We start from the raw sequence: 14,045 nt of genomic DNA, 5'->3' as shown, positions 1-14,045 counted from the left end.
AACGTTTGCCAAAATCAAAAGAAAGAAGAAGGGGGATATTATGAAGAAGTTAGAAAAGGCTAGTTTAAGGATGTCCATATTCATTCCAATGTCAATAATATTTTTATTGGCAATAATAACTGGAATTGTGGCTCCAGAAGCATTCTTCAATGCAGAAAATGCAATCGCACAATTTGCATTTGAAAACTTTGGATGGCTATTCCAAATATCAGGACTTATTTTCTTAGCATTATGTATTTATTTAATGTGTTCTAAATATGGACAAATTAAGTTGGGTGGGCCAGATGCAAAACCTGAGTTAAGTTATTGGAACTGGTTTGCAATTTCACTCTGTGCTGGTATAGGTACAGGAGTATTATTCTGGGGAGTTGTTGAGCCATTAACTCACATGTACAATCCACCAGAAGTTCTTGGTCTTACACCAGGGTCTGAAGCAGCAGCAATGTTTTCTATGACTCAAACTTTAATTCACTGGACGTTCTTACCTTATGGTATGTATGCAATTGCAGGGGTAACTATAGCTTTCTGTGTATATAATGCAAAGTTACCATTCCAAGTAAGTTCTACCCTATATCCATTCTTTGGAGAAAAGATAAAAGGGTCAGTTGGAGCTATTGTAGATAATATTTCATTATTTGCCATAGCTGGTGGAGTTTCTGCTATCTTAGGTGTAGGTACCATGCAAATAGGTAGTGGACTTAACATACTTACTGGAATTGAAACGGGAAAAATGTTATGGATAGCAATAGTTGCAGGTATCGTTTTAACATATGTAATTTCAAGTTACACAGGATTACAAAGGGGTATCAAGTGGTTATCTGATAATAATGCAAAACTATTTATAGTAATGTTAGTATTTGTATTTATATTGGGGCCTTCAAGATTTATAGTAAACTTTGGAACTCAATCTACTGGTCACTTCATACAAAATTTCTTTGAGAGAACTTTATATATGAGTCCAATAGACGGATCTCCATGGCCAAGATGGTGGCCTATTTACTACTGGGCTATTTGGCTTGCTTATGCACCACTTACAGGTATGTTCTTTGCAAGAATATCAAAAGGACGTACTATTAAGGAATTTATGATGGTTAACTTAGTATTACCAGCTACTTTCGGTTTAATTTGGTTTGCAGTATTTGGTGGAGCAGCAGTAAACCTTCAAATGAATGGTGCTGGAATCGTTGAAGCCATGAAAGCTGGTGGAAATGAAGTTGCTGTATTTGAATTCTTGAAGAATTTCCCTGGATTTAAAGTTACAAGTATCATATATATTGTAGCCATATTCGTATCTATAGTAACATTGGCAGACTCTATGACTTCAACCATATCATCACTATCTACTACTGCATATAATGATGATCAAGCTGAAGCACCAGGGCAAGTTAAGATATTCTGGGGTGTAGTAATGTCATCTCTAGCAATAATTAACTTATTATCTGCTGGTGGAAAGATAAGTGGTATAGATGCTACTAAGCAAATATCCACTGTGGCCGGTTTCCCAATCCTATTCTTCATGTTGGCTATGGCAGCTGGTGGAGTATATATGATTGTAAATCATAAAAAGTACGATAAGGTTAATGGAATGAAAGAGGAATCAAAATAATTAAATTTATTAGGGACGGTTATTTAATAACCGTCCCATTAAAAAGAAAAATTAATAGAATTTAGAATTAAGGTTTTAGGTAGGGTGTATTTAAGCTAGAGGTATGTGAACCTATTTCAGTTCAATAAATCAAAAATTCTTTCGAGTGAAGTCACTATGACATTACAGAGTACGAATCTTATACTTACAGTAGAAGATTCACAATTGTTTGCAGCATATGATGTTGTCATGTTCCACACTCTCAAGTATTTTTAATTTATTTCACTTCATAGGTGCATAGCGTTTATTGAGTTATAAAGTAATCTGTTTATGTGTATAGTCTGAGAATTTAATTTTAGATTTTATAAGAGGAGTGGTGGAAATGAAGAAGGTTGTATTAGATGGAAATAATTTAACAGTGGATAAAATAAGTAAAATAGCCCGTGATGGATATGCAGTTGAAATCAGTGAAGAGGCTTATGCAAGAATTGTGAAATCAAGAGAGTTTGTATATGAAATGCTAAATAGTGATGTACCCGTATATGGATTTAATAGGGGGGTAGGTCTTAATAAGGATAGGGAAATCTTTGAAAGATACTATGAAGAGTATAATAGAAACCTAGTATTAGCCCATACTTTAGGTGTAGGACCTGATGCAACATTAGAAGAAACAAGGGCCATATTAGTAGCTAGACTTAATAATTATTTATTAGGATATACGGGAGCTCAGCCTAAGTTAGTAGAAAGATATGCAGAGTTTATAAATCGAGATATACTTCCACAGATACCAAAGAGGGGGTCTGTAGGAGAAGCAGATATAACATGTTTATCTCATATTGGCCTTGCAGCCATGGGAGAGGGAAATGTTTATTATAAGGGTAAACTTATGACTACTAAGGAAGCTTACGAAATAGAAGGGCTTGAGCCAATTGTGTTAGGTCCAAAGGATGGCCTTGCAATAGTAAGTTCTAATGCATTGGCTGCTGGAGAGGGAGCTCTTGTCTTAAAGGATGTGCAAGATTTACTTGATATGGCAGATTTAATTTATGCCATGTCCCTAGAAGGCCTAAAGGGAAATGTGACTCCCCTTGATGAATCTACCCATAAGATTAGACCATTTCCAGGACAAAATAAGAGTGCAGACAATGTGAGAAGATTCCTAGAAGGAAGTTATTTATACTTACCTGGAGTTGCAGATGCACTACAGGATCCCCTTAGCTTTAGAGGGTCTTGTCAAATCCATGGAGCTGTTAGAGATTCCCTTGAGCATGTGGAAAAATATTTACATCTTCACTTAAATACGTCTGAGGATAATCCATGTGTATTAGTAGATGAAAGAAGAATGGTTGCCTGTGCAAATTATGAACCTACCACATGGGCAATAGGCTTTGAAATGTTAGGAATAGCTCTTAGCCATTTATCTAAGGCAGCTTGTCATAGAACAATAAAGTTAGCTAGACCTAAGTTTACTGGACTATCAAGGTTCTTAACGCCAGCAGATACTAGAGTAATTGCTTATGGTACTATTCAGAAGGTATTTACATCATTAGATACGGAAATAAGACATCTATCTAATCCTGTAACGGCAGATTTCTTTTCTGTGGCAGGGGATATAGAGGATCATGCAAATAATACTCCATTAGTAGTTCAAAAGACAACTAAAATAGTTGATAATCTTTTTTACATCCTAGGGATAGAGTTAATGCATGCAGCCCAAGCTATGGATTTAAGGAAGGTAGAAAAGGCTGGCAAGTATACTAAGAAAGTATGGGAAGCATTCAGAAAAGAGGTATCCTTCTTAGAAGAGGATAGAAATTTATCTGTAGATATTAATAAATCATATAACTTTATTAAATCTAAGAAAATTATAGATATAATTAATGAGTAAATTAGAGTAGCAGGTTATGGCCTGCTACTTATACCATGTGGATAGATAAATTATGTCTAAGCTAAAGGTATGTGAACCTACTACGTTTCTATAATTCAAAACGTTTATAAGGTAAGTCACTATCACATTATGGAGTATGAATCATATATTTACTATAGATGTTTCACAATTGTTTACAGCATAGGATGTTGTGATGTTCCACCTTCTAAAAATTTTTGAATTATAGAAACTTGTAGGTAGCTAGAGTTTATTGAGTTTGAAGTAGTTTATCTACACATAAATAAAAGGTCAAAATGATTTAAATAAAACTGTATTAATGGACTTTCTTTTGACGGTTGTGTATTAGAATTTAAGATAAGAAGATGACGTATCAGGGAGATGATAATTATGTTACTTGAATTTAGAGTAAACGGAAAAGACGTTAAGGTGGATGTGGATTCTGCTAAGAGATTGATAGATGTCCTTAGGGATGATTTAAAGCTTACAGGAACTAAAGAAGGTTGTGGGGAAGGTGAATGTGGAGCTTGTACTGTTATAATTGATGGTGCTGCTGTAAATTCATGCTTAGTATTAGGACATCAAGTAAGTGGTAAAGAAATATTTACTATAGAAAGTTTAGAAAAGGATGAAGAGCTAGATAGGCTTCAAAAGTCATTCATAGAAAATGGAGCTGTTCAATGTGGTTATTGTACTCCAGGAATGCTTATGAGCTCTAAGGCATTATTAATGAAAAATGATGATCCATCGGAAGAAGAAATAAAGATTGCTCTAGAGGGTAATTTATGTAGATGTACAGGGTATAACAAAATTGTGAAAGCTGTAAAATCAGCGGCACATAAATAAAGGAGGAGTGAATATGTCTATGATTATGAAAACTCCGAACAATTTAACTCAGTTGGTAGAGTGTTTAAAAGACATTGATGAAAACACCTATGCCTTAAGTGGAGGAACTGATTTAATAATAAAGATGAAAAAGGATAAAATCCATAAGGGTACATTAATTGATTTAAAAGGGATTAATGAATTAAATTATATAAAAGAAGAAAATGACTTTATAAGAGTAGGAGCAGGTACAACTTTCACTACTATAGAAGAAAGTGAAATTATAAAGTCTAATTGTATATGTGTGTCCCTTGCATCTGGCCAAGTTGGTTCAACTCAAATCAGAAACTGGGCTACTATTGGTGGTAATGTGGCTAATGCCTTTGCTGGAGCCGACCTTATACCTACCCTGTTATTAATGGATAGTAAGGTAGTAACTATAAACTCACATAATGAAAGAATAGAAAGATCTATTGATGAGGTTATAATAGGACTTGGAAAAAACTCATTAAACAGGGATGAGATTATTATAGAAATAATCATACCAAAATACAAAGGGTATGAAAGTGCTTTTGCCAAATTGGGAAGTAGAACTAGGGTTACCATATCTAAGTTAAATATGAGTGTACTTCTTAAAAAAGAAGGAAATAAAATATTAGACAGTAGAGTTGTTTTAGGTGCATTAGGGCCTAAGGCCTTTAGAGCTACCATGGTAGAAGAATTCTTAAATGATAAAGAAATAGATGAGAAGTTACTAGATAGATTTTATGAAGTTTTATCAAAGCAAGTTGACGAGGCTATACCAACTAGAAAATCAAGAACTTATAAACGTGAAGCCATAAAAGGTTTGGGCAGTGATATTTATAAGCAGTTGTTAGGATAATTGGAGGTGATATATGTGAAAAACTTTAAATATGTAGGAAAAACGTATCCAATACATGATATAAAGGAAAAGGTTACGGGAAAAGTCAAGTATGTAGGGGATATGAAACTTAATAATATGCTATATTCAAAGCTTATATTAAGTAATATAGCAAATGGAAGAGTAAAAAGTATAAATTATGATAAGGCAGAAGCATTAGAGGGTGTAGTAAAGGTGTTCACACCAAAGGATTCACCAGATACTCTTTATAATTCTCATAAGTGGTTTGTGGGTCTTGAAGTTATGAAGGACGAAAAAATATTCACAGATGAGCCAAAGTTTGTTGGAGATAGAATAGGAGCCATAGTAGCGGAAAACAAAGAAGTATTAGAGGAAGCTGCTAGCTTAATAGAAATAGAGTATGAAGAATATACGCCTATTATAGATCCTAAAAAGGCACTTAAGGAGGACGGTTATCATATATCTACTAAAAAGATAGAAGTGGGAAATGTGGAAACTGTAGATGAAGAGGGACATGTGGTAGTAGAAACTTCTGTCCATTCTCCAAAGGTTCACCATGCAGCCATGGAAAACCACTCTTGTGTAACTAATATAGATGAATTTGGAAATCTTACGGTGTACACACCTTGTCAGGTAGTATATCAAGTAAGATTACTAGTAGCAGAAATACTAGATTTACCCCTTAACAAGGTAAGGGTGATTAAGACTGTAATGGGAGGATCTTTTGGAGGAAAGGGGCAACCTATATTAGAACCAGTATGTGCTTACTTATCATATAAGTTAAAAAGACCTGTACAATTAACTTTAGATAGAAAAGAAAGTATTATAGCTACAAGAACTAGACATGCTATAGAGGGCAATGTAAAGACTATTGTAAGTAATGATGGTAAATTAATTTCTAGGGATATGGATTTATTAATTGATGCAGGTGGTTACTTTACTAACGGAGATGCTGTGGCCATGGCTATGGCTAAGAAGTCCTTTAGATTATATAAGGTTGAAAATCAAAGGTTCAAGGCTGATATAGTATACACAAACACTCCTGTTGGTGGTGCTTGTAGGGGATATGGATCTCCACAAATCCATGTATTATCGGAAATAAATATGGATATGATAGCTAAAAAACTTAATATGGACCCTATTGAACTTAGACTTAAAAATGTGGTGAAGCCTAATGAAGATGATCCTACAGGTGGAACCAATCTTGGAAATGTGAAGATTACAGAATGTCTTGAAGAGGGAGCCCAAATATTTAATTGGAATGAAAGAAAAAATGTTCCTAAATCTGAAGGCAGATATGTAAAGGGAATAGGAGTTGCATGTGCTACCCATGGTAATGGATATTATGGAGCATATCAAGATTTTATAGATATGTATATTAGAATAAACGAAGATGGAACCATATACTTAAATGCAGGTCTTCATGATCAAGGTTGTGGAACCATAACATCTATGCAACAGATAATTGCAGAAGTACTTGATGTGGATTTAGATAAAATATTTATTCCAGAGGCAGATACTTTAACAAGTCCATTTGATTCAGCAGGAACCCAAGCAAGCCGTGTTACTTTTGTATGTGGTGGAGCTGCTATGAAAGCTGCTGAAAAGGTAAAGAAAAGATTCTTAGAGTATGCTGCTAAAGTATTTGAATGTGATTTAGATGAAATACATTTAGAGGATGGAGTAATTAAGTGTAATGATAAGGAATTATCCTATGGAGAAATGGTAATTAAAATACAAACTAAATATGAAGTGGATGTGAGTGAAACTATAAGTTATAAGTCACCTGCAAATCCAGCCGTATACTGCGTAAACTTTGCAGAGGTAGAGGTAGATAAACTAACAGGACTAGTAAGGGTTACAGACTTTTTAGCAGTACATGATATAGGTCAGGCTATAAACAGAGGTATGGTGGAAGGTCAAGTTCAAGGGGCTATACAAATGGGAATAGGAATGGCTTTAACAGAAGAAATCACTGCTGATTCTAAGGGAAGATTAAAGGGTGATACTTTTGCTAAATACCATGTTATAAATGTGCCAGATATGCCAGAGGTAAAAGTTCACTTAATAGAAGAACCTCAGGAAATGGGTCCTTTTGGAGCTAAGAGTGTGGGAGAAATAAGTGCTTGTGCAGCAGCACCTGCAGTAGTAAATGCCATAAATCATGCCTTAGGAACTAATATATGCTCACTACCAGTTATACCTGAGAAGATTATAGATGCTTTAAATAGCTAATATGGTCAGTAGTTAATAGTCTGTGAATTTAGATTATTAACTACTGATTTTTTATTTTTTACAAATATCATCAACAAATGCGAAGAAAATTTAGTACAATTGTTTATATAGATAAACTATGGCTACGCTAGATGTATAAGCACCTACTTCAGTTCAATAAATCAAAAATATTTTATAAGGTAAGTCACTATCAGACTATAGGGTGCGAATCTTATAATTAGTATAGAAGATTCACAATTGTTTGCAGCACAGGATGTTCTGATGTTCCACCTTATAAAAATTTTTGATTCATTTCACTTCGTAGGTGGTCAGAGCTTATTGATTCTGGAGATAGTATATTTATATATGATTAGAAACGGGGGAGATAATGTGGAAGGGAAAGTTATAGAAAAATTGTATGATATGATTAGGAACAAGGAAGATGCTGCATTAGTAACTATAGTAAACAGTACTAGGGGGACTCCTAGGGGAGAAGGTAGTATGATGCTTGTGAATGAGTTGGGAGAATTAATAGAAGGTACTATTGGTGGAGGAAAAATAGAGAGACAAGCTATGGAAGAGAGTAAGGAATTGATAAAGAGAGGTTTATCTAAGAATATTAAGTATGAATTGAGACAAGATGGATTAGGTATGGTTTGTGGTGGAAATGTGGAGGTTTTTGTGAAGGTATTTAAGAAAAAGGATGAACTATTAATTGTAGGTGGAGGGCATATAGGTAATAAGCTTAGTAAATTGGCTAAAATATTAGGATATTATGTGGTAGTAGTAGATGATAGAGCCGAATTAGTAAACAAAGAGACCTACCCAGAAGCGGATGAATTATTAGTTGGAAATATAGAGGAAGAACTAGCTAAATATGTTATAAAAGATACCAGTAATGTTGTAATAGTTACTCATGGACATAAATACGATCAAATATCCTTAGAAAGGGTAATAAGAAGTGATGCTAGATATATAGGTATGATAGGGAGTAAAACAAAGGTAAGACATTGTTTTAATAATATGAAGGAAAAGGGATATACGGAAGAAGAACTATCTAGGGTATATTCTCCTATAGGATTAAACATAGGAGGAGAGACACCAGAGGAAATATCCTTAAGCATATTAGCGGAAATGCAAGCTGTGAAATATAAAAAAGAATCGGGTTCTTTAAAAATAAAATTATAAAAATTATATTTGGTTTAGGGTTAAGAGTTAAGAGTTTGAAAAAACAAATCAAAAACCCTAAACCCTAAACCCTGAACTCTTAACCATTAGAATGTACGAAATACGGCTAGAATGTAATTTCTAGATGACAGGTGGAGGTGAATAATATGTTTAACAAGTTAGTAGTTATAAGAGGTGCTGGAGATTTGGCTACAGCTATAGGCCATAAGCTTTTTAATGTGGGATTTAAGGTGGTCATGACTGAAATAGCCACACCTAAAGTAGTAAGAAGAACAGTATCCTTTGCAAATTGCATATATGAAGGAAATATGGTAGTAGAAGGTGTGGAGAGTATTCAAGGAAATAAAGAAGATATTGATGACCTATTAAATAATAATAAAATTCCTGTAGTAGTTGACCCAGATGGAACTATTATAAAGGAATTAAAGCCACATATAGTAATAGATGCCATAATGGCAAAGAGAAATATAGGTACAAGTATAGAAGATGCTCCTATAGTTATAGGAATAGGTCCTGGATTTGAGGCATCAGTAGATGTTCATGCTGTGGTTGAAACTATGAGAGGCCATGATTTAGGTAGAATTATATATGAAGGAAAACCTAAAGGGGATACGGGAATACCAGGACCTATAGGTGGATATGGCAAGGAACGTCTTTTAAGGGCACCATATAAGGGCAAGATAATAACAAATAGTCACATAGGTGATTTAGTTAAAAAGGGACAAATTATAGGAACAGTTAAGGGAGAAGAAGTAAGGGCTCAAATAGATGGCGTATTAAGGGGATTAATAAAAAGTGGTACAGAGGTAAAAGAAAGAGAAAAGGTAGGAGATATTGATCCTAGGGGAGAAATTTCCTATTGTTATACTATAAGTGATAAGGGAAGGAATATAGCTGGTGGAGTGTTAGAGGCCATATTAACTTTAATGAAGGACGGATAATTATGAGATTAATTGATAGTTTATCTATTAAAAGGGGTGAATTGATCACCATTGTGGGTGGTGGTGGAAAGACTACTACCCTTTTAAATCTGGTAGATAACTGTTTTTACAGAAATATACTTGTTAGTACTACTACTAAGATATACGTACCACCTTACAAGTTTGTAGGAATTAATGAATTTAATTATGACAAAGGACCCCTTTGTGTTGGGAATCATATTAATAAAGAGGGAAAAGTAGTAGGGGTAGATAAATACTATTTAGACACAGTACATGATAAAAATACTTATGATTTAATCCTAGTTGAAGGAGATGGGTCAAAGGGAAGATCACTAAAACTGTATAGGGAAAATGAACCTATAATCCCAGCTAGTTCAAACAAATTAATAATTATTCTAGGGTCAGATATTATAGGAAAGAAATTTAGTGAGGAAAATGTCCATAGACATAATCTTTTAAATAAGGAACTTAATATTAAAGAAGATGAAATACTTACCATAGACAAAATATATGAAATACTTACAAGCACTAATGGTATAATTGGAAGAATTCCGTCTAATATGAAAACTTATTTTTTTATAAATAAATGTGAAGAATATCCAAGTGAAAAAATGATAGAATTAGGTGAACGTATAAATGAATTAAACATAATAGATAAGGTCATCTATGGAAGTGCTAAAGAGGGACAAGTATACAAGGAGTTGATGGGATGATAAGTACTGTCATACTTGCATCAGGAAAATCTACTAGAATGGGGAAAAATAAGCTTCTATTACCCTTTAAGGAACATACCATAATAGAAGAAGTAATAGACAATAGTCTAAAAAGCAATAGTGATGAAATAATATTAGTTTATAAGGATAGAACAATAGGTGAAATTGGGAAAAATAAAGGGATTAAAACCATATACAATAGTGAATATGAAAAGGGACAGAGCACTTCTGTAAAAAAAGGATTAGGGGAAGTATCACCTAATAGCCAGGGAATATTGTTTGTCTTAGGGGACATGCCACTGATTCATGAAGAAATAATGAATAAAATAATAAATACATTTAAAAACACGAAAAAGACCATAATAGTGCCATTGTACAATGGCAAAAGAGGCAATCCAGTATTATTTCATAGGAAGTGGAAAAATAATATAATGGATATTTCTGGAGATCATGGGCCAAGAAAGCTTATAATGGAGAATCCTAATGAGATAGAATATGTGCATATATATGATTGTAAGTTTAATTTAGATGTGGATTCTAAAGGCGATTATGAGAGAGTTAAGATGTTAATAGAAGAAAATAAATCTATATAATCGTAGAACACTTTTCTAAAAATATTGAAAATAATGTATAATATATGTGTTATACATTATTTTTAATATTGTTTTTTAAGTTATACATTATGAGGATATTTTTAATGGGGGACAAGATGGATAAAATAAAAGTTAAAGTATTTGGAAATCCTAAAGTAACTAAAAATGAAGAGAATATTACATTTCCCTTTAAAAAGGCAGGAGCACTCTTTTATTATTTAATTGTGAATAAACAAGCCACGAGGGATACTCTTGTGAATTTGTTATGGGGTGGGTCTGATGACAAAACGGCAAAGAAAAATTTAAGACAAGCCATGTATAAAATTAGAAAGAGTTTTGATACGGATATCATAATATCTCCTAGGAAATCCATAGTCATGATAAACCCTGATATGGATGTACAAATAGATTTAAGTGATTTTATGGAACAAAAAATAGATTTGAAAGAATTTTATTATGAAGAATTTTTAAAGGGTTTCAATGTGAAAGACGGGGAAGAATTTGAAGCCTGGATGATAAATTATAGAGAATATTTAAATGGTATGTATATATCTAGGTTAAAAGAAAAGATAGATGGTGAAGATAACATACCCTATTTAAAGAAGTTAATAAGGGTAGATGAATACGAAGAAGAGGCCTATAGAAAGATAATGTTGGCCTATGGTGACCAGGGGAAATTCTACAAGGCAGAAGAAATATATGAAAAATTGAGAAACATATTAAATGAAGAACTAGGCGTTGAACCAGAAGAAGACACAAAGAAAATATATGATGAAATACTTTTAAATAAAAGCTTAAAGGAAATGAGCAAAAGGAAAGAAGACTTCTTTTATGGTAGAAAAAAAGAAGTGGAAATTTTGACGGAAAACTACAAATTATTTAAAAAGACTAAAGAGCTCAGAGGAGTTTTACTATATGGAGAAGCTGGTATTGGGAAGACTAAACTTAGGGAATATTTTGTAGGTAATTTCATAGATAATAAAAACGTAATAGTTACCAATTGTTATCAAGCAGAGGAAAGTTATATATTAAAGCCTTGGAACAATGTATTTGTAAAACTATTAGAGATAATAAAGGCTACTAATATAAGTATCCCAACCCTTTGGAATAATATAATTGGAAGCATATTTCCTGATTTTATGGAGCTAGATTCGAATTATCATATGATAGAAAAGATAGATACATTAAAATGGCAAGTAATAGAAGATACTATGGTATCCATAATAAAAAAGGTATCCTTGTATGAGCCCTTAGTATTAGTATTTGAAGATATACAATGGATGGATACAAAGAGTCTTACTTTACTTGAGAATATAATGCTAAATGCTAAAAATAATATTTATATAGTGGCCACTAGTAGAAGTGGATATGAAAAACTAGAAAGATTAATAAATCTTAGTGTTAACCATGAAAAAATAGAAAAGATACAATTGAAAAATTTTAATAAAATGGAGACTAGTGAATTTTTACAGGAGGCATATAGGGATTATGAGTGGAATGATACTATTTATGATAAGGTTTATCATAGTACTTCTGGCAGTCCCTTCTTCTTAACAGAAGTAATAAATAGTATAAAACAAAATAATAATGTAGATTATATGTCATCAAAGGCTCAAGACATATTAAAAAATAGATTTTTAGATATATCTAAGGACGCTTTAGATATATTAAATATTATTAGTGTATCCTTTGATAATGTGAATATTGAAATGTTAAGGTCAATAGGTCAAAAGGAGACTATACAAATAATAGATATATTAGAAGAACTACAGACAAGGGGAATAATAAAAGAAGTAATAAAAAATAGTCATATAGAGTTTGCTTTTACCCATCAAAAGTTAAGGGAGCATGTATATAACTCCATGTCTAATATGAGAAGAAAGTTCTTCCACAATGAAATAGGTCATATTTGGGAGAAGGACCTTCATAAGGATAAGCGAGATAGGTTCCTATATCCAAAGTTAATATATCATTTTAAAAATGCTGATAATAAGATAAAATATTTAAAATATAAGGCATTAAATTTAGATGTATATATGAATTTTAGTCACGAGCTATTTCCCGTATTGAAGGATGGAAATATAGAGAATGAATATGTAACTTATTTAACAGATAAGGAAGAAAAGGAAGCTCTAGATGAATTGGAAGAAGAAATAAGAGCATTAAATGAAGAGAAATATCATTTAAAGGAAGTAAAGGAGATAAACATGAGGTTCCTCCATATGTTAGGTAGGGACTTAATAAGGGAAGGCCAATATGAAAAGGGAATAAAGGCTATAGAGAAAATCATATATTTGGCAACGGAAAATGAAAATCCAGACTATGCTATAAAAGCCTATTTACAGATGATCTATTATGGAATTAAGACAAATGATTGTAAATGGATGGATAAATATATTAAATTGGCCATGGATATAGCAAAGAAATGTTCTTATCAAAAGGATTTAGCCATATTATTAAGGTTAAGAGGCGTTGAAAGAATGATGGTTGGCAAATATGATGAAGCAGAAGAAAAATTAAAACAATCTCTGCAGATATTTGAAAAAAATGATGGATACAAAGAAAAATATATTCTAAATAGAGCAGCGTGCTATAATTATCTAGGTGAAATAAGAAGACAAAATATGAAATTTACTTCTGCTCTATATTATTATGACGTATCTATAGCCATTTGCAATGAAGAGAATATAAGTAGAAGTTTTGCCCTATTTAATACTAATGCAGGACAGGCAGCCTTAGATATGGGAGACTATCATAGGGCTAAGGAATATTTAAAAGAGGCCATAAGGCACTATGAAAGATTAAGTATAATATGGGGAAGATCCATAGCTAGTTGTTATATGAGCTTGTTATATGTAATAGATGGTAGATATAAAAAGGCATTAAAGTTATTCTTAGAGGGGAAAAAATATGCTAAAAAACTGAAAAGTCCCTATGAGATGGGAATCTACAACCGTGTTTGTGCCGAAATAAAAATGAAGATGAATACCAATAAGGAGTTAAACGACATATTTAAAAAAGCCATAAAGAAGGATTTAGTAGAATATTGTAAAGAGGGAATAAGTCATTTAGAGAAGTTGAGTACTCCTTATGAAATTAATATATTAAAAGTATTTATGAAAAATAGTGGAGATGATTTTCAATAAAATTATAAGTTAAGACCATAGATGACTATGGTCTTTTGTTTTATAAACTTTAAACTTTATATAGGAGCATTT

General features: G+C 32.6%; 10 protein-coding genes. All 10 read left to right on the top strand.

What is annotated here, in order from left to right; translation table 11 throughout:
• Positions 1-40 precede the first annotated feature (40 nt).
• The 10 genes from CCE28_RS10665 (at position 41) to CCE28_RS10620 (ending at position 13,973) form a co-directional block, all read left to right on the top strand.
• On the top strand, positions 41-1,606 hold the full coding sequence (locus tag CCE28_RS10665) for a BCCT family transporter (protein ID WP_095133696.1): 1,566 nt from the start codon (positions 41-43) through the stop codon (positions 1,604-1,606).
• Between the two features lie 361 nt (positions 1,607-1,967).
• Positions 1,968-3,473 carry an HAL/PAL/TAL family ammonia-lyase gene (locus CCE28_RS10660; RefSeq protein WP_095133695.1) on the top strand — a complete coding sequence of 502 codons (1,506 nt, stop codon included), beginning with the start codon at positions 1,968-1,970 and terminating at the stop codon, positions 3,471-3,473.
• A 387-nt stretch (positions 3,474-3,860) separates the two neighbouring features.
• A complete protein-coding gene (locus CCE28_RS10655; RefSeq protein ID WP_095133694.1) occupies positions 3,861-4,316 on the top strand; it encodes a (2Fe-2S)-binding protein in 456 nt (151 codons plus the stop codon).
• Positions 4,317-4,329: 13 nt separating this feature from the next.
• On the top strand, positions 4,330-5,178 hold the full coding sequence (locus CCE28_RS10650) for an FAD binding domain-containing protein (RefSeq protein WP_095133693.1): 849 nt from the start codon (positions 4,330-4,332) through the stop codon (positions 5,176-5,178).
• Positions 5,179-5,193: 15 nt separating this feature from the next.
• Positions 5,194-7,413, top strand: coding sequence for a xanthine dehydrogenase family protein molybdopterin-binding subunit (locus CCE28_RS10645; protein ID WP_095133692.1), 2,220 nt, complete (start codon positions 5,194-5,196; stop codon positions 7,411-7,413).
• Positions 7,414-7,758: 345 nt separating this feature from the next.
• Complete coding sequence (locus tag CCE28_RS10640) at positions 7,759-8,580, top strand: XdhC family protein (protein ID WP_207652887.1); 822 nt, start codon at positions 7,759-7,761, stop codon at positions 8,578-8,580.
• Positions 8,581-8,726: 146 nt separating this feature from the next.
• A complete protein-coding gene (yqeB, locus tag CCE28_RS10635; protein WP_095133691.1) occupies positions 8,727-9,521 on the top strand; it encodes a selenium-dependent molybdenum cofactor biosynthesis protein YqeB in 795 nt (264 codons plus the stop codon).
• A gap of 2 nt (positions 9,522-9,523) precedes the next feature.
• Positions 9,524-10,234, top strand: a complete 711-nt coding sequence (gene yqeC, locus CCE28_RS10630) for a selenium cofactor biosynthesis protein YqeC (protein WP_095133690.1) — start codon at positions 9,524-9,526, stop codon at positions 10,232-10,234.
• Positions 10,231-10,827, top strand: a complete 597-nt coding sequence (gene mocA, locus CCE28_RS10625) for a molybdenum cofactor cytidylyltransferase (RefSeq protein WP_095133689.1) — start codon at positions 10,231-10,233, stop codon at positions 10,825-10,827. Before yqeC ends, mocA begins: the two co-directional genes overlap by 4 nt.
• Positions 10,828-10,943: 116 nt before the next feature.
• Positions 10,944-13,973, top strand: a complete 3,030-nt coding sequence (locus CCE28_RS10620; RefSeq protein WP_176461770.1) for a BTAD domain-containing putative transcriptional regulator — start codon at positions 10,944-10,946, stop codon at positions 13,971-13,973.
• Positions 13,974-14,045 lie beyond the last annotated feature (72 nt).

The sequence above is a fragment of the Anaeromicrobium sediminis genome (assembly GCF_002270055.1).
Lineage (GTDB): Bacteria > Bacillota > Clostridia > Peptostreptococcales > Thermotaleaceae > Anaeromicrobium > Anaeromicrobium sediminis.
The sequence above is the reverse complement of the archived record's forward strand: the minus strand, read 5'-3'. Positions and strand labels throughout refer to the sequence as shown.